General features: G+C 74.0%; 11 protein-coding genes. 4 read left to right on the plus strand and 7 right to left on the minus strand.

Features of this window, described 5'->3' with window-relative positions:
- The 6 genes from BM076_RS36180 to BM076_RS23365 all read right to left on the minus strand — a co-directional run.
- The coding region (locus BM076_RS36180; protein WP_245796250.1) for a transposase at window positions 1–252 on the minus strand (252 nt) is incomplete at its 3' end.
- 37 nt (window positions 253–289) lie between these two features.
- Complete coding sequence (locus BM076_RS23345) at window positions 290–706, minus strand: (deoxy)nucleoside triphosphate pyrophosphohydrolase (protein WP_093715762.1); 417 nt, start codon at window positions 704–706, stop codon at window positions 290–292.
- A 39-nt stretch (window positions 707–745) separates the two neighbouring features.
- On the minus strand, window positions 746–937 hold the full coding sequence (locus BM076_RS23350; protein ID WP_093715643.1) for a hypothetical protein: 192 nt from the start codon (window positions 935–937) through the stop codon (window positions 746–748).
- The gene (locus BM076_RS23355) at window positions 934–1,401 is read right to left on the minus strand and encodes an RpiB/LacA/LacB family sugar-phosphate isomerase (RefSeq protein WP_093715644.1); all 468 of its coding nucleotides are present in this window, start codon (window positions 1,399–1,401) and stop codon (window positions 934–936) included. The genes BM076_RS23350 and BM076_RS23355 overlap by 4 nt, the downstream gene beginning before the upstream one ends.
- Window positions 1,402–1,592: 191 nt before the next feature.
- Complete coding sequence (locus BM076_RS23360; RefSeq protein ID WP_093715645.1) at window positions 1,593–2,345, minus strand: GntR family transcriptional regulator; 753 nt, start codon at window positions 2,343–2,345, stop codon at window positions 1,593–1,595.
- Between the two features lie 77 nt (window positions 2,346–2,422).
- Entirely contained in the window at window positions 2,423–3,454 is a 1,032-nt protein-coding gene (locus BM076_RS23365) for a DUF4190 domain-containing protein (protein ID WP_093715646.1), read from the minus strand.
- An 81-nt stretch (window positions 3,455–3,535) separates the two neighbouring features.
- On the opposite strand from BM076_RS23365, the gene BM076_RS23370 reads away from it, so the two are divergent.
- The 4 genes from BM076_RS23370 (at window position 3,536) to BM076_RS23385 (ending at window position 9,206) form a co-directional block, all read left to right on the plus strand.
- Window positions 3,536–4,912 carry a glycoside hydrolase family 18 protein gene (locus tag BM076_RS23370; RefSeq protein ID WP_093715763.1) on the plus strand — a complete coding sequence of 459 codons (1,377 nt, stop codon included), beginning with the start codon at window positions 3,536–3,538 and terminating at the stop codon, window positions 4,910–4,912.
- 336 nt (window positions 4,913–5,248) lie between these two features.
- Window positions 5,249–7,387, plus strand: coding sequence for a hypothetical protein (locus BM076_RS23375; RefSeq protein WP_093715647.1), 2,139 nt, complete (start codon window positions 5,249–5,251; stop codon window positions 7,385–7,387).
- A 102-nt stretch (window positions 7,388–7,489) separates the two neighbouring features.
- Entirely contained in the window at window positions 7,490–8,398 is a 909-nt protein-coding gene (locus tag BM076_RS23380; RefSeq protein ID WP_093715648.1) for an RICIN domain-containing protein, read from the plus strand.
- 133 nt (window positions 8,399–8,531) lie between these two features.
- Window positions 8,532–9,206, plus strand: a complete 675-nt coding sequence (locus BM076_RS23385) for a S1 family peptidase (protein ID WP_245796265.1) — start codon at window positions 8,532–8,534, stop codon at window positions 9,204–9,206.
- Window positions 9,207–9,274: 68 nt separating this feature from the next.
- Here BM076_RS23385 and BM076_RS23390 read toward each other — a convergent pair whose 3' ends face one another.
- A complete protein-coding gene (locus tag BM076_RS23390) occupies window positions 9,275–17,026 on the minus strand; it encodes a hypothetical protein (protein WP_093715650.1) in 7,752 nt (2,583 codons plus the stop codon).
- Between the last annotated feature and the right edge of the window lie 52 nt (window positions 17,027–17,078).

The following is a 17,078-nucleotide window of genomic DNA, read 5'->3' on the forward strand; positions in this document are numbered from 1 at the left end:
GTCGGCCTGGGCCAGCAGTGCGGTGAAGACCTTCTCCCAGGTCCCGTCCGCGGCCCACATCCGCAGCCGGTTGTGAGCGCCCTTCCACGATCCGAAGTGCTCGGGCAGATCCATCCATGGCGTCCCGGTGCGGTACTTGAACGCGATCGCGTCGATCACCTGCCGGTGATCCCGCCACCGCCCACCCCGCCGAGGCGTCCGATCAGGCAGCAACGGCTCAATCCGCGCCCACTGCGCATCAGTCAACGACACACCCAGACCAACGATCCGATGATCTGAAAGAAACGCCCTAGGGGGTGCCCTCTTCCGCGGGGGCGGAGATCATGGACTGGGTGAGCCAGGAGACGGCGGGGCGGTCAGGGGCGAGCCAGTCCAAGGAGAAAGCGTCCTCCGGGGTGACCCAGCGGAGCGCGTCGTGGTCCTGGAGAGGCGAAGGCTCGCCCGAGAGGAGGCGGGCGGTCCAGACGTGGAGGACGTAGCCGGGGGCGAGGGGCCAGGCCCCGGGTACGCGTTCGAGCGGCTCGACCAGCACGCCCAGCTCTTCCCGCAGCTCACGCACGAGAGCGGAAGGCACCGTCTCGCCGGGCTCGACCTTGCCCCCGGGAAGCTCCCAGCGCCCGGCGAGCGCGGGCGGCGCGGTGCGCCGCGCGGCCAGCAGCCGCCCGCCGTCGAGCACGGCCCCGGCCACCACGACGCGTTCGTCCATGGGCAGCAGGATACGGAAGCGGCGCACGGGCCAGGAGGATCAGGACGAGGGGACGGCGCGTGGTGTGAGCCGCTCGATGACATAGCGCCGCTGCCGCTGCTCGCGGCCGAGCCGGCCGCCCAGCCGGTCGACGACACGCTCGGCCTCGGCGCGGGTGGCGTACCGCCCGACGCGGTAACGGTTGCCGCTCTCGTCCTGCCGTATCAGCAGCCACACCAGATCGGTCGTCATCGGTCCCGGCCCCCTCGCGCCACGCCCGCTTCCACTTCGGCGAGATGCGCGACATTGTCGCGGTCGTCGGCGTCCTCACTCGCCGCGGCGTCGAACCAGGCGTCGAGGATCTCGCCGAGCACCGGCCCGGAGACCGAACGCAGGCTCAGCGCCAGCGCGTTCGCGTCGTTCCAGCGGCGCGCGCCGCGCGCGGTGTAGGCGTCGGCGCACAACGCGGCCCGTACGCCCGGGAGTTTGTTCGCGGCGATCGACGCGCCCGTGCCGGTCCAGCAGCAGACGACGGCCTGATCGGCCGTTCCGTCGGCGACCGCGCGGGCCGCGGCCTCCGCGCTCCAGGCCCAGTCCTTGCGGTCCCCGGGGCGCAGTGCGCCGTACGAGAGGACCGTGTGACCACGTCGGCGGAGTTCGTCGACCACTTGTCCGGCCACCGGTTCGTCCATGTCCGAGGAAACGGCGATGCGCATATGCCCGACCCTACGCCCGAGGTTCACGGGACGGGTACGGATTGACACGAAGAGGTACCGTTCCGGCCAGGTGTTCGACCAGAAGTTGACCGTAGGTCACACCCGGGAAAGGCTCCCGACGGTTACGCGGGCGTACGCCGGTGCCCGAACCGGCGCTTTCCGTACGGCGGTTGACGGATCGTCAACGACGGTCAGCGGACCGGCAGATGGTAGACGGCGCGGTAGCGCTCGGCCGGGATGACGACGTCCGCGGTCTCCACCGGCTGTCCCGAGCAGTAGTAGGTGCGCCGGATCTCGATGACGATGTGCCCCGGCACCCCGCCGAGCGCGGCGGTCTCCTCGGCCAGGCCCGGGCGCGCGCCGACCTCCTCGGCCATGTGGTCCACCACGAGGTCGATCGCGGCCATCCGCTCGACGACGCCCTGCCCGCCGACCGGCCCCTCCTCGGGCAGCAGGACGGGGGTGCGGGCGGTCAGCGCCAGCGGCTCCCAGGAGGTGGAGAGCATCGAGGGCTCCCCCTCGGTGCGGAAGAGGTAGTGGGTGCGCATCACGCGGTCGCCGGGCTCGATCCGCAGCCGCTCGGCGACCGCGGGCGAGGCGAGGTCCTGGACACTGCGCGACTCCCAGGTGCCCTTGAAGCCCTCGTCGGCCTGTTCCTGCCGGTAGGGGCTCGCGGTCCCGGCCGGCCGGTAGCCGCTGCGGATGATGCGGCGCGGGCGCGGCCGTTCGCGTACGTAGGTGCCGGAGCCGGACCTGCCCTCCACGAAGCCCTCGGCCATCAGCACCTTGCGCGCCTCCAGCGCGACGGTGTCGGAGACGCCGTACTCGGTGCGGATACGGGCCTGGGAGGGCAGCCGCGCGTGCGGCGGGAGCGTGCCGTCGAGGATCTTGCGCCGCAGGTCGTCGGCGACGCGAAGGTAGGCGGGCTGCTCACCGAAAGGCACGTGCCCCTCCCAAGGGGTTGACTGTCTGCGACAGCTTGACAACCGTCGGTGCCTGCCCGCAAGCCCTCCCCCGAGCGTCACACTCCGAATCCCTTGCTGGGTCCCCCGTCCTTCACCGAGCCGGTCACCTTGCCGTCCGTGGCGCCGAAGAAGCAGGTCACGGAGTGGTCGCCGCGCCGCCAGCCGTCCGGCGGCGGCATGTAGTAGTAGATGTCGACGCTGTTCTCCCAGGGCACCCCGGCCGCGTATTCGTCGGCGAGAGAGGCGCACTTCGATTCGGCGATGGCCGAGATCGCGTCCACGCCGGGGTAGCCGCCGCCGGATCCGGGCTCGACGCCGAAGATCGCGAACGCCTCCGCGTCGTGCTTCTCCGCGCACTTGACGACGTCGACGGTGGTGGAGCGCTCACCGTCGCCGCGGTAGTCGCCGAGGGAGCTGTCGACGGTGTTGAAGCACTGGCCGACCTCCAGCCGGTCCACCCGGGTGTTGCCGTCGTCGAGCACGCCCAGCACACCGAGGGTGATGACCAGCGCGAGCCCGAGGGTGCCGATGGTGCTGAGCACCAGGCCCGCGACGGCCAGCCCCTTGCCGCGCTCGCCGCGCCGCTTGATCTGCTTGAGGCCGACCAGGCCGAAGATCGCGCCGAGCAGCGGGATGCAGGTGAAGGACGTGACCAGCGAGGCGATGGCCATGCCGTTGGTGTTGGTCGGCGGCGGCGGGTACCAGCCCCCGGGGTAGCCGGGCGGCCCGGCGGGGCCGGGGTTGCCGGGGTGGCCCGGATACGGCCGCTGCGCGTACGGATTGCCGCCGCCCGCGCCGCTGCCGTACGGGCCGCCCGCGTACGGGTTCCCGGTGCTTCCGGGCTGCTGCGGCGGCGGATTGTACGGGCCGGGAGCGCCGTACGGCTGACCGCCCTGCGGCGGCCGGTCCTGGCCGGGGTACGACGGCTGTCCGGGGCCCGCGTACGGCGGTGTGCCCTGCTGGTCGTACGGCTGTTTCGCGTACGGCGGCGGCCCGGCGTACGACGACGGCGGCGCGTCGTGCGGCGGCTGCTGCGGCGGCGTGTCCTCGGGGGACGGCGGTGGCGGAGGCGGCGGAGGTATGTCCACTCCCGGATCCTACGGTCCGGGTCAAACGGGTTGCGCCGTCCCCCTTGACCGTTATTGGTCCAGACCAATACCTTCGCGCGCATGCGTCGAAGAATTCTCGGCCGTATGGCCGCAACCGCAGCCACCCTCTCCGTCGTCGCCGTCCTGCCCGCCGTCACCGGCGGCTCCGCCGCCCAGGCGCACGACCGCGGCCACGGCTCCTCCGCCTCCTCGTACAAGAGCGTCGGCTACTTCACCCAGTGGGGCGTCTACGGACGCAACTACCAGGTGAAGAACGTCCAGACCTCGGGCGCGGCGGCCAAACTCACCCACCTCAACTACGCGTTCGCCAACATCGGCGCCGACGGCAAGTGCTTCGAGGCCAATGTGCCGGGCGAGGGCGACGCCTGGGCGGACTACCAGCGCCCGCTGGACGCCGCGTCCTCGGTGGACGGCACCGCCGACACCGCCGAGCAGCCGCTCGCGGGCAACTTCAACCAGCTGCGCGAACTCAAGGCCGCCAACCCGAAGTTGAAGGTGCTGATCTCGATCGGCGGCTGGGGCTGGTCCACCCACTTCTCCGACGCGGCCCGTACCGCCGCCTCGCGCAAGGCCCTCGTCGCGTCCTGCCTGGACATCTTCATCAAGGGCAATCTGCCGCTGCTGGACGGCAAGGGCGGCCCGGGTTCGGCCGCCGGACTGTTCGACGGCGTGGACATCGACTGGGAGTGGCCCGCCTCCTCCGGTGACGTCGACACCGTCTACCGGCCCGAGGACAAGAAGAACTTCACCGCGCTCGCGGCCGAATTCCGGCAGCAGCTCGACGCGTTGGGCCGCAAGGCGCACAAGCACTACGACCTGAGCGCCTTCCTGCCCGCCGCCCCCGCCAAGATCGACGCGGGCTTCGAGGCGAGGAAGATCTTCAAGTACCTGGACTTCGGCACCGTCCAGGGCTACGACTTCCACGGCCCCTACGAGGCCACCACCAACCAGCAGTCCGCGTTGAAGGCGCCGCGCAACTCGCCCGTGCCGCACGACTTCAGCGACACCCAGGCGGTCGGCGACTGGCTCAAGCGCGGCGCGCCCGCGCGGCAGCTCGTGCTCGGCGTGCCCTTCTACGGCCAGGGCTGGACCGGCGTCCCCGACGGCGGCACCGCGGGCCTGTTCCAGTCCTCCACCGGCCCCGCCCCCGCCACCTGGCAGGCGGGCAACGAGGACTACCACGCCCTCAAGGCCCTCGCGCAGTCCGGCACTTACACCGTCCACCGCGACGTGCGCAACGGTTTCGCCTGGCTCTACGACGGCACCAACTTCTGGACCTACGACGACCCGCAGGTCATCGCCCAGAAGACCGCGTACATCAAGCAGGCCCACCTCGGCGGCGCGATGATGTGGTCGCTCGACGGTGACACCTCGGACGGCGAACTGATCAACGCCGTCCACCAGGGCCTGGCCCCGGCGCGCCACCACCACTGGTGACCCGCCGCCGGCGGTAGCCGCCGGCGCACCGCCCTGACCGGCCCGGCCCGCCCCGACGCCCGGTGCTCCCCCGCCCTCCCCCTCAGCGGGCGAGCACCGGGCCTTTGCGTGCGGGCGGAGCGCCGCGGACGTCCTTCCGCGAAATCGGCTGCCATTTTTTCGCGAATTGGCGGAACCAACCGGACGAAAATCCCATCCGCGCGACCGCGTGTCCCGCCGCGCCGAACTCCGGCCGCACACACGGCTTCTCCTGTGCAAATGCACGGCGGCCGCGCAACGGCCGCTATTGTCCGGGCGGTCACCCATTGCCGAATGAGTGGGTCTAACATCGACCCGATGCGGATATCCCCCACACCACCGCCGGCCGATTCCCACGGCCACGCGCTGGCGGCACGGCGGCGCGCGGTGTTCACCGGCCGGGTCGCCGAACTGCGCCTGCTGCGCGAGCTGATGCTCAGCGAGCGGCGGGCCTGTTTCGTGGTGTGGCTGCACGGCATGGGCGGCTTCGGCAAGAGCAGCCTGCTGCACCGCTTCGCCGACGAGGCGGCGGCGCACGGCAGGGCCGTGCGCACGGTCGACATGCGCGTCACGGACGCGACCCCCGAGGCGTTCCTGGCCGCGCTGGCGGCGCAAGGGCCGCCGGAGGAGGCGCAGTTGCTGCTGATCGACTCCGGGGAGGCGCTCGGCGGGCTCGAACAGTGGCTGCGCGACGAATTCCTGCCGCGCACACCCTCGCAACTGCTCGTGGTGGTCGGCAGCCGGCGGCCCCCCGCGGCCGAATGGCGCGCCGACGCGCAGTGGTGGCAGGCGCTGCGCCGGGTCGAACTGCGCGACCTGGACACCGCCGAGGCCACCCGGCTGCTGCGCAAACGGGACGTCCCCGAGGCGGCCGTCCCCGGCATCCTGCGGGCCGCGCACGGCGTGCCGCTGGCCCTGGCGCTCTTCGCCGACGCGCGCGGCGCCGAACCGGAGGCCGCCGCATGGGAGTCCGCCGGACCGGAAGCCGCCGGGTCGGAAGCCGCCGGACCTGAAGCGGCCGAACCGCCGGGCGCCGCCTGGGAGTTGGCGGACTCCCCCGACCTGGTGCGCGAACTGCTGCACCTGCTGCTGCGGGAGACCCCCACGGCCGCGCGGGCCGGCGCGCTGCACGTCCTGGCGCTCGCCCGCGCCACCACCGAGGATCTGCTGCGGCACGCGCTTGAGGTGCCGCCGGACCGGGCCGGTGAGCTGTGCGGCTGGCTGCGCGGACAGTCCTTCGTCCGCAGCACCGCCGACGGTCTCGTCCCGCACGAACTGGTCAGGGAGGCGCTGCTGGCCGATCTGCGCTGGCGGGACCCGTCGGCGTACGAACGCCTCTTCGTCCGGCTGCACACCCACCTGACCGAGCAGGCGGCGGGCCGCACCGGCAGCCGCTGGGCGTACGGCGCGGGCCTCGCCCATCTGGGCCGGTCCGGCCGGGTCGCGCTGCCGGCGGTCGACTGGCGCGGCACGGACCGGCTCCGCTCGCGCGCCGCACGCGCCGAGGACCTGCCCGAGGTGCTGGCCGCGATCGGGCGGGAGCACGGCGCCGCGGCCCGCGCGCTGGCCCGGCAGTGGTGGGACCGGCAGCCGGCCGCCTTCGTCGTCACCGAGGACGGCCGCCGCGGGATCACCGGCGTCCTCGTCGCGCCCTGCCTCGGTCCGGCCGCGGCCGGGCCGCCCGACGACCCGGTGGCGCGCGCCGCCCTCGCCCACACCGCCGGCCGGTGGCCGCTGCGGCGCACCGAACGGCTGCTGCTGGCCCGGTGGAGCACCGGGGACGCGGTGGCGACGGCGGGCGCGCTGACCACGCTGTGGGCGACCACGCCCGGCCTCGCGGTGAGCTGGACCTGCGCGGCGCCGGACCGGCCCGGCCTGGCGGCGCTGCTCGACCTGTACGGGCAGCAGCGGGTGGCGCCGGGCGGGACGGCGGGCGGACCAGCGGGCGGTGAGGAACCGTACGGAGAAGGGCCGTTGTCCTTTGTGCAGGACTGGCGCGGTCTGCCCTTCGACCGGTGGGCGGCGGCGCTGCGGGCCCGGCTGCTGGCCGACGAGCCGGTGCCGGGCCCGGCACCGGCGGACGCCGCGGCGGAGGCGGCCATGCCGTGGCCGGAGTTCGCGGACGCCGTCAAACACGCCTACCGCAGCCTCCAGGATGCCCGGGAACTCGCCGGGAGCGCGCTGCTCGACACCCGCCTGGTGACACCGGACGCGGACGCCGCGGCGCTGCGCAGAGTCCTCACCGAGACGGTGGTGCACCTGCGGTCACAGCCGGAGCAGCGGCAGTTGGGCACCATCCTGGAGATCACGTACCTGAGCGGGCCGCGCAGCCAGCAGGCCGCGGCCAGCCGGGCGGGGCTGTCCTTCAGCACCTACCGGCGGCGGCTGTCCACCGCGCTGACGACGGCCGCGGAGGTGCTGCGCGAGCGCGAGCGGTACGGACCCGTGCCGCGGTGAGCCGGGACCGCGGCGGGCCCGGCAGAGGACGGCGAGGGCAGCGAGGCATGAACGGGCCCGCGTACAGGGGCTGTTGGACCGATCGGAAGCAGGGAGCGGGCGTTGAGCGAGAGTGACCGGGACGAGACGGAGCGGCGACGCCGGGCGCGGTTCATCGACGCGCTGACGGCGCACACCCGCCAGCCGGGCGAGCACTCCCGGCTGGGCACCAGGGTCGCGGGCGCCACGGCCGTACTGGCCCTGGCGGCGGGCGCCACCCTGGGGCTCGGCGCGTGGCGCAGCTACCAGTCCGACGAGCACGACAAGAAGCAGGAGCTGGCGGCGCGGCAGGCCGCCGCGTACTCGAACATCACCGCGTCCGCGTCGGCGGCCTCCCCGACACCCACGCCGAAGGCGACGACGACCCGGCCCAAGCCCGAGAAGAAGCCCGTCCCGCACACCACGTCGCCCAAGCCGCGCATCACACACACCGCAGCACCGCCGAAGAAGAAAAAGGCCGCCGATCCCGACAGCCAGAAGCCCAAGGACCTCACCGCGCACAACCGCAAGGTCGTGCTGTGGAACGCCCTCAGCGGCCAGTGCGCGGACATCCCGTACTACGGCCCGGGCAAACTGGGCCTGGCGATCGAGCAGTTCACCTGCGACACCACCGACGCGGACAACCAGAGGTGGAACATGACGGTCCAGGTCCGCGGCGGCGGCCCCGGCGGCTCCGATCTCGTGCAGTTCGCCAACACCAAGGACGGCCTGTGCATCGACCTGCCGGAGCGCGGGCCGCAGCCGGGCGGCACCGACCTGTCCGAGGCGAACTGCACCGGCACCGAGGCCGACAACCAGCTGTGGTGGTTCGCGTCGGCGGGTGACGGCACCGTATGGATCCGCAATTACGCGAGCAACCACCAGTGCCTGCGCGTCGAGGGCTCCGACAAGAAGGCCGCCGCGGCGCGGCTGGACATCGGCACCTGCGCGGCGAAGGACGACACCCGCTGGCTGGTGGTCACCGTCAAGTGACCGGCCGGGCCGTACGCTCTCGTCCGTACGACAGGCATCGGCCCGAGGTGAGGATCTGTTCCGGATGGCACGTCCCGTACGCCGTGTTCGTGTGCCCCTGCTGACCGCGCTGCTGGTGGTGACCGGCCTGCTGATGTCGTCCGCGCCCGCCTCCGCCGTCATCGGCGGAGCCCGGAGCCACTACGGACCGTGGGCGGTGCGGATGCTCGTCGACGGCAGGCCGACGTGCACCGGGACGGCGGTCGCCCGCCGCTGGATCATCACCGCCTCGCACTGCTTCTTCGAGCAGGCCGAGCCGGTCGCCGACAAGCGGATCACCTTCCGGGTCGGCAGCCTCGACGTGCGCGAGGGCGTCACGGTGCGGCCGGTGCCCGGCGGCCGGGTGGGCAGCGCGGACGCCGACATGATGCTCGTCGAGGTCCCGGCCATGAACGTCCCCACGGCGCGCCTGGCCATCGCGGCGGTACGCCCCGGCCGGATGGTGCGGCAGTACGGCTGGGGCGCCACCTGCACCGGGGACGAGAACAGCTGCCAGTCGCCCGTGCTCAAGCAGGCGGACCTGCGGGTGCTGCGGCCCGACGACCCCAGGTGCGAGGGCTTCACCGCGCCGGGCGGATCGGACTTCTGCATGGTCAAGGTGTCCGGTATCCCGGCGGGCGGCGACTCCGGCGGACCGGTCATGAGCATCTCGCCGCAGGGCACGCAGACGCTGCTCGGTGTCTTCGACGGCTCCGACCGGGAGAGGATCGCCGGGGCCGGCGACGTCTCCCGGCAGCTTTCCTGGATCCGTTCGGTCATCCGGCGCTGAGCCCGCCCGGCGGGCGGGGGCAGGACCGACCGGCGCCCGCGGGCCGCGGGCGCCGGTCCGCCGCTGCCTCAACGCGGCGTGCCGGGGCGGGGGTCGGCGCCGAAGAACACCTCCGGGCCGGGGGCCGGTGCCGCGGCGGAGGCCCGCGGTACCGGGACCGACGCCGTGACGGGCCGCCGCTCGGCGGGCGCGGCCGGCCGGGCGGGTTCGGTCGCCGCCCAGTGCGCGGTGTGGGGGGCGGGGTCGTCCAGCCGCAGGATCACGACGGGGCGGCCGTCGGCGGGCCCCGCCGTCCACGGGGTGCCGTCCGGCGGCAGCACGGTGAGGTGCAGACCGAGTACGGCCGCCGCCACCGCGAGCAGCAGCCAGCCCGACGTGGCCGTGCCCGCGCCGCCGTCCGTGCCCGCGCCGCCGCCGGTACGCAGGGCGCCGACCGCGTCGTACGCGGCGCTGCCGGGGTCGTCCGGATCACCGGGGTCGCCGGGTGCGCCGCGCACCAGCGGCGCCGTGCCGCCGGGACGTGTCAGCCCGGAGAGCAGCGGCCACAGCCCGCGCTCCTGCGGCGGTCTGCGCAGGTCGGCCGCGAGCGCGTCGGCCAGCGCGTCCCGCAACTCCCGCGCGCCGGCGGGCCGGCCGTGCCCCACAAGCCGCCCGCTCTCCCCCGGCGCGACGGCCGTCAGCACATTGGTCAGCGGATCGCCCTGGTCGAGGATGTGCAGCGGCACCAGACCGCGCCCGGCCAACTGCTCCCGCGGGGACGCGGACACGGCGTCGGGTACGGCGGCGGGGACCGGGGTTGGAGCCGGGTCCGGTGTCCGGATCGGGGCCGGGGCCGGGGACGGGTTCGGCGTCGCGGCCGGGGCCGGGTTCGGAGTCCGCCCAAGAGCCCGAGCGGGAGCCGAAGTTGCGGCCGAAGTCCGCCCACGAGCCTGAGCAGGAGCCGAAGTCGGGGCCGGGTCCGGTGCCCGGACCGGGGACGGGGTCGGGGCCGTTGCAGGAGGCGGGGCCCAGAAGCCGTCGCGGGGCAGCACCGGGACGTGGACGACGCGAGCGCCGGAGGAGGAAGCGGCGGGCACCATGTGCAGGCCCACCACCGAGGGCAGCGGGCGGTAAGCGGTCGCGAACGGATCGAACTCGTCCCACATATCGGTGACTTGCTCGATGTTCTGGACGCGGCCGATCCACCCGTCGTCCCCGCGCAGGATCGCGCCCGTCGGCGTATGGATGAAGTCGTCCCCGTAACTCCGCCAGCCGTCCGGCGACAGCTCCGTACCGTCCGGCAACCGGATCCGTCCGCCCGGATCGACCTCGTACCCCAGCGGACGGGACGAAGTACCCGTGCTCTCCGGCGGCAGCGGCAGGTCGAAGGCGCGGAAACCGCCCGCGGCGTCGCCGGTGGCGCCCCGGGGCGCCACCGGCACCGGGCCCCGTACCAGGGCCGTACCGACGCGCGGCTCCGTCAGGACGACCTCGCGGCCGACCGGCCACTGCTCCCGGATCGGGTCCCGGCCCACGTCCGGCGAACCGCCCCGCAGACCGCCGCCACCGTCCCAGCGCACGTCCTCCATCTCGTCCCGGGGATCGTCCCAGGGGTCGGCCGCCGGACCCGGCCGGGTCCCGATGTCCCGCCGGGGCATACGGTGCCGGCGGTACGCGTCCCAGCCGGGGGTGTCCGGGTAGCGGTACGGGTCCTGCACCGCGGGCGGCATCCGGTGCTCGTAGATGCTCGGCCGGGCCAGCACCACTTCCGGCGGCAGCGGCGCCCGGCCCTGCGGATAGCTCCGCTGGAGGCCCTCGAACGCCCCCGGCGCGAACGACGTATGGCCCTCCGCCATGTAGTCGCGGCCGTCCGGCAGCAGCTCCACCGCGCGCGGGGTGATCCGCGGTCCTGCCGGTGTGGGCACCAGGAACGGGAAGGAGAAGGCCGGGTCACCGGCCATGACCGGCGTCGCGTTCAGCTGCCACGCGTCGAGGATCACGATGTTGTACGGGCGGTCCGGATAGCCCACCGCGATGAACACGTGGTCGGTGTACGGGGCGATGGGGTTCTCCGGATCCTCGCCCGGGCCCCGGTTGAGGTCCGCGTACCAGATCCTCACGCCCTCCGGCAGCTGCCGCTGGTTGAGCAGGGTGTACGCCACGGCAGCGTGCTCACCGCAGTTGCCCGTCGCCACCGCCTGCGCCTGGGCGGCGCTCTGCCCCAGCCGCGCCCGGAGGTTGAGCGCCGGGGCCCGCGGCACACTGCGGGCGTGGTGGTTCAGTTCGAGGTTCGCGCCGCCCGACTGCGCGACCGGGGTCGCCTGGTTGGCCTGGCCCCGGTGCAGGATCGCGGACGTCTGCTGAAGGACGTCCTGCGCCACCTCCAGCAGCCGCACCTCCTCCGCCAGCGGCGTACGGATGAGCGTTCCGGACAGTCCGCTGCGCGCGGACGGCCGACGCCCCGGCACCGAACGCGGCGCGTACCGCGGTCCCATGCCGGAGGCCGCCCGGATCGGCGCGTCCCGGCGGCTGACCAGCCGGCCGGCGCCCGGCACCCGCGGCGCGGGCCGGGACGACGCCGGCCTGGCCGCGGGCGGGCGGGCGCCCGCCGCGTAGCCGGACGACGAGGACCGCGGTGGGTCCAGTTCCATGGCGTCCAGCGCACGCCGGTGCCGCTCCTGCGCGCTCCGCCGCGTCTCGTGGATGCGCCGCCGCCGCTCGTGCTCCAGATACCGGTCGGACCGGTCCGCGGGGGACGTATGAGAGGAGTGCGAGGAGTGCGAGGAATGGCCGGAGTACGGGCGGAACGGGGAGGAACCGACCGGCGTGTCGTACTCCCGAGGGGGCGGTGGCATGCCCGGGCCGTCGTCCACCTCCATCACCTCGGTGTAGTGACCGCCGCCACCGCCGCTGGACCACCCGTACGACGGTGAACCGCCGAGCAGCCGGAACGGGCGTCCGGCGACCAGGGTCTGAGCGATCGCCTCGCCCCGCGACCGCAACGGCGTCCGCTGCCGCCAGTCGGGCAGGGCGGCGTGCAGATCCGGTACGTCCGACGCCCGCACCGGCGGGTGCGTCGGGTCGAGCCGCCGCAGCTCGCGGTTGATGTCCACGGCCAGCACGGTCCGGTCGAAGTCGCTCAGGCCCGACGTCCCGGACGGGTGCGCGGCCTCTTCGGCGGACGGGGCCGGGTTCGGGGATGTGGTCGGGGTCGGGGATGTGGTCGGAAGGTCGCGGGGCCGGACCGGGATGTGCACGGCGTGCCCGCCGAGGTCCTCGGGCACCATGTGCAGTCCGGTGTCGGACAGGACGGGTGTGTGGGCGGTCGCGGCGGGATCGAAGTGGTCCCACATGTCGGTGATCTGCTCGATGTTCTGGACGCGGCCGATCCACCCGTCGTCCCCGCGCAGGATCGCACCCGTCGGCGTATGGATGAAGTCGTCGCCGTAACTCCGCCAGCCGTCCGGCGACAGCTCCGTACCGTCCGGCAGCCGGATGCGTCCGCCCGGGTCCACCTCGTACCCCAGTGGACGGGACGAGGAACCCGTCCCCTCGTGGGGCGGCGGCAGGTCGACGGGCCGGTAGCCGCCGCGCGCGCCCTCGCCGGTCGCGCCCCGGGGCGCTTCGGGTACGGGACCGCGTGCCAGGCCGGTCCCGGAGCGGGGCTCCGTCAGGACGACCTCGCGGCCGATCGGCCACTGCTCTTGGACCGGGTCCCGGCCCACGTCCGGCGAACCGCCCCGCAGACCGCCGAACCCGGGCCCCTGCCCGAACCCGCGGTCGGGTCCGCGGCCGAACCCGCGGTCAGGACCGCGCTCGAACCCGCGGTCGGGGCCACGCTCGAACCCGCGGTCACGGCCGCTTCCCGGTGGGCGCTCGTGGCCGTGCCTGCGCTGGTCCAGATATCTGTTCCACTCGGGTGAGTCGGGGAACCTGAACACGTCGGAGCCGGGCATCCGGTGCTCGTACATACCGGGCTGGCCCGGCATCGCGCCCACGGGCACCGGCTCGTAGCTGTAGTGCATGAAGTCGAGCGAGCCCGGGTCGAACGAGGCGTACCCCTGGCCCAGATAGTCCCGGCCGTCCGGCGTCAGTTCCACCGCGCGCGGGGTGATCCGCGGCGCCTCCGCGGGACCGACCAGGAACGGGAAGGAGAAGGCGCGGTCACCGGCCATGATCGGCCTGGCGTTCAGCTGCCACGGGTCGATGATCACGATGGTGCGCGGCCGGTTCGGGAAGCCCACGGCGATGAACACATGGTCGGTGTACGGCGCGATGGGGTGTGCGGGGTCCTCGCCCGGCCGCAGGTTGAGGTCGACGTACCAGATCCTCGCGCCGGGGGGCAGCTGCCGCTGGTTGAGGTAGCTGAAGCTCAGGGCCGCGTTCTCGCCGCAGTTGCCGGTCCCCACCGAGTGCGCCTGGGCGGCGCTCTGCCCCAGTTGCTCCTGGAGGCTGCTCGGCGGTATCCGCGGCACGCCGCGGGCCTGGTGGTTGATCTCCCGGCTCGCGCCGCCGGACGCCGCGACGGCGGACGACTGGTTGGCGGAACCGTACGGCAGGGCCGCGGAGACCTGGTGCATGACGTCCTGGCCCACGTCCATCAGGTCCAGCTCGTCCGCGAGCGGACGCGGCGGGATACGGCCCGACGGCGCCGCGTGCGCGGGCGGGCGCTGCGGCAGCGGCATCGGCCCCGGCCGCGGACCGACGCCGCGGCGCGGCGGAGGCGGCGGCAGGTCCCGGCCACCGGGTAGCCGCCCCGGCCCCGGCACGCGCGGCGCGGGCCCGAACGACGCTTGCCGGGACGGCGGTTGACGGGAGGACGGCTGCCGCGACGACGGTTGCCGTGACAGGGGCGGCCTGGACGACGACGGGCGCGACGTCGGCGGGCGGGAACCCGGGCCGAAGCCGGACGACGAGCGGGGCGGGTCCAGCTCCATCGGGTCGCCGGCGGTGGGCCGCCGGGAGAAGCCCGGCGCGCGCCGCTGCTGGTGGGCCTGCCGCTGCGCGTCCCTGATCTGCTGCTGGTCGAAGGAGAAGCTGGACGACCGGCGCCGCGGCGGGGCGGGCGGCGGCATGCCCGGGCCGTCGTCCACGTCCATCAGCTCGGTGTAGTGACCTCCACCGCCGGAGTGCCCGTACGACGGCGAACCACCCGGCAACCGCACCGGACGGCCGGTCACCAGCCCTTGCGCGATCGCCTCGCCCCGCGGCCGCAGCGGCATCCGCTGCCGCCAGTCCGGCAGCTCCGCGTGCAGATCCGGTACGTCCGACGCCGACACCGGAGGGTGCGACGGATCCAGCCGCCGCAGCTCGCGGTTGATCTCCTGGGCCAGCACCACCCGATCGAAATCGCTCAGGCCGGAGGACGGGGACGTATCGGATGTCACGGGGGTGCCGGAGGACTCCGAGGTGCCGGACGTCTTAGAAGTGCCGGACGTGTCGTGGCCCGCACCCGAACCACCGCTGTGCGTCTGGGACTTGGGCGCGGAGGAGTGGCTCTGACCGGTCCTGTCACCGCCGGAATTCGTCCGTGGCACCGGCTCGGGCTCCTGTGCTCCCGGCTTCGTCCCCGGCGCGGGCTGCTTCCCGTCCGGTGGCGGTACCGGGGTGGGCTCCTTGGTGTTCGGCCGCGGCTCCTGGGTGTTCGGCCCCGGTGCCGAGGCGGGTTCCTTCGCGCCAGGCGTCGGGGGCGGCGTCGGCTCTTTCGTGGTCGGCAGCGGCGTCGGCGTCGGCTCCTTCGAACCCGGCACCGGAGTCGGCGTAGGCGTCGGCTCCATGGTGTCGGGCTTGGACTCGCTCGCGGGCTGCTTCGTGTCCGGCTTCGGCTCGGGTGCGGGCGTCTTCGTCTCCGGCGCGGGCACCTTCGTGCCGGGTTCCGGCTCCGGCTTGGCGTTGTCGGTCTTTCCGCCGGGGCGCGTGCCCGGGTCGGCGCCCGGGTGGTTCGCGGGGTGTTCCGCGGGCGGCGGCGTCTCGGTGTAGGTCTGGCTGCCGTGGCCCTGGTTGGGGCGCAGATTGCCCTCTCCCGTGCCGCCGCCGGGGCCGCCGTGGGACGGCGACTTCGCGCCCGGAACGTCGTCGAGCGTGGCGGGCCGGTCGTAACCGGGGCCGTGCTGTCGCGAGGGCACCTGCGGTGCGGCGCCTCCCGGCCCCTCCCCGCCCGGGGCCTTGGGCGCCGGTTCGGGGCGCGGCGCGGTCGTGCCCCACGGGTCCTTCGGCGCGGCGCCGAGGCGGTGGCCGGGACCGGAGAAGTTGGAGCCGTCGCCAGTGTGCGCGCTCGTCTTCGTCCCGGGCCCGGGTGTCGGCTCTGGCTGGGGATCGGGGTGCCCGTACTTCGGCTGCCCGTACGGATTGTCCGGCGCGGAGCCCAGGGTCCGGCCAGGACCACGGTCCGGCACCGGACCGTCCCCCGAATGCGTCTTCGTCCCGGGCGTCGGGGCCGGATCGGGCTGGGGATCGGGATGCGCGTACTTCGGCTGCCCGTACGGATTGTCCGGCGCGGAGCCCAAGGTCCGCCCAGGACCACGGCCGGCCGACGAACCGTCCCCCGAATTCGTCTCGGACTTCGGCTCGGGACGCGCGTACTTCGGCTGCCCGTACGGATTATCCGGCGCGGAGTCCAACGTCCGCCCAGGACCACGCCCCGCCGACGAACCGTCCCCCGAAACGGTCTCCGTCTCGGGCTTCGTCTCGGGCTTCGGCTCCGGCTTCGGTTCAGGACGCGCGTACGTCGGCTGCCCGTACGGATTCTGCGGATCCACACCCAGCGTCCGCCCAGGACCACGCCCCGCCGACGAACCGTCGCCCGAAACCGCCTTCGGCTCGGGCTCCGGCTTCGGTTCGGGCTTGGGCTCCGGCCTCGGCGCGGGTCGCCCGGACGTCGACGACCCGTCCCCGTTCTGCCCGGAGCCGACCTTGTGGCCGGGCCCGTACTTGGCCCAATTGCCGTCCGCAGAACCGCTGTTGGTGGAGAGGGTGTCCCTGCCGGAAATGTTGTGCGTGTCCAGGCCGCCGGGCGGCGGCACCGGGTGCTCGCCGCCGCCGGTGAGCCGGGTGGGCGTCGGGACGACGCCGTGGCCGTCGCCGCCGACCGGGACGGGGTCGCCGCCGTGCGGGTTCGGCTTGGGGACGGTGACCGGCGGTGAATCGCCGCCGTGCGGGCCGGGTTTGGGCACCGAGTGCGGGCCGCCGCTGCCGTAGTGCCAGCCCGCCATGCCGCCGTCGTGCAGGCCGAAGGCGCCGCCGAGGCCCATGCTCAGGCCCTCCGCGCCCCAGTCGACGTCGTAGTGGCCGCCCGCGATGGCCGCGCCGGCCTCGCCGACGGCGATGTCGAAGCCGAGGTTGAAGGCCGCGCCGACGACGGCGCTGCCGACCGCGCCGACGACCGTGCTGCCGACGGTGCCGAGCCGTCCGGCGATCGTGGCCAGAACGGGGATCAGCCGGGCCAGCAACTGCCCGATCATGGTGAGCAGACTGCTGAGCAGCGGCCCGAGTCCGATCAGGACGAGCCCGGCGATGATGCCCAGGATGTTCGCCCACATCTCGGCGTTGAGCTGCTTGGCGTACTCCTCGGCCGCCTTGTGCAGTTCGTCGCCGTACCGGTTGATCGTCTCGCCGATGGTCCAGGCGGTCTCGGCGGCGTCGTCGACGGTCTTCTTCAGGCTGTCGTTCCAGGCGCGGCGCGCCTCGTCACCGGCGGCGCCGGTCATGCCGAGTTCGCCGACCTGCGTGGTGACGGCGCCCTGGCGCTCGTGGAGGTCGTCGCCGAGCTGGATCCAGGCGTTGCCCAGGGCGTAGATGTCGTCGAGCTTGATGGTGCCGAGTACGGAATTCGCGTCCGCCATGGTGGTCCCGCCTTCCCTGGGCGTCCTGGCCTGCTGGGCTCGCTGGTGTCCG

Source organism: Actinacidiphila alni, assembly GCF_900112845.1.
GTDB classification, from domain to species: domain Bacteria; phylum Actinomycetota; class Actinomycetes; order Streptomycetales; family Streptomycetaceae; genus Actinacidiphila; species Actinacidiphila alni.

Excerpts from the sequence above, each read along its gene's own strand:
- BM076_RS23345 (WP_093715762.1), bottom strand. The coding sequence starts at position 706 with ATGGACGAACGCGTCGTGGTGGCCGGGGCCGTGCTCGACGGCGGGCGG.
- BM076_RS23350 (WP_093715643.1), bottom strand. The coding sequence starts at position 937 with ATGACGACCGATCTGGTGTGGCTGCTGATACGGCAGGACGAGAGCGGC.
- BM076_RS23355 (WP_093715644.1), bottom strand. The coding sequence starts at position 1,401 with ATGCGCATCGCCGTTTCCTCGGACATGGACGAACCGGTGGCCGGACAA.
- BM076_RS23370 (WP_093715763.1), top strand. The coding sequence starts at position 3,536 with ATGCGTCGAAGAATTCTCGGCCGTATGGCCGCAACCGCAGCCACCCTC.
- BM076_RS23375 (WP_093715647.1), top strand. The coding sequence starts at position 5,249 with ATGCGGATATCCCCCACACCACCGCCGGCCGATTCCCACGGCCACGCG.
- BM076_RS23385 (WP_245796265.1), top strand. The coding sequence starts at position 8,532 with ATGTCGTCCGCGCCCGCCTCCGCCGTCATCGGCGGAGCCCGGAGCCAC.
- BM076_RS23390 (WP_093715650.1), bottom strand. The coding sequence starts at position 17,026 with ATGGCGGACGCGAATTCCGTACTCGGCACCATCAAGCTCGACGACATC.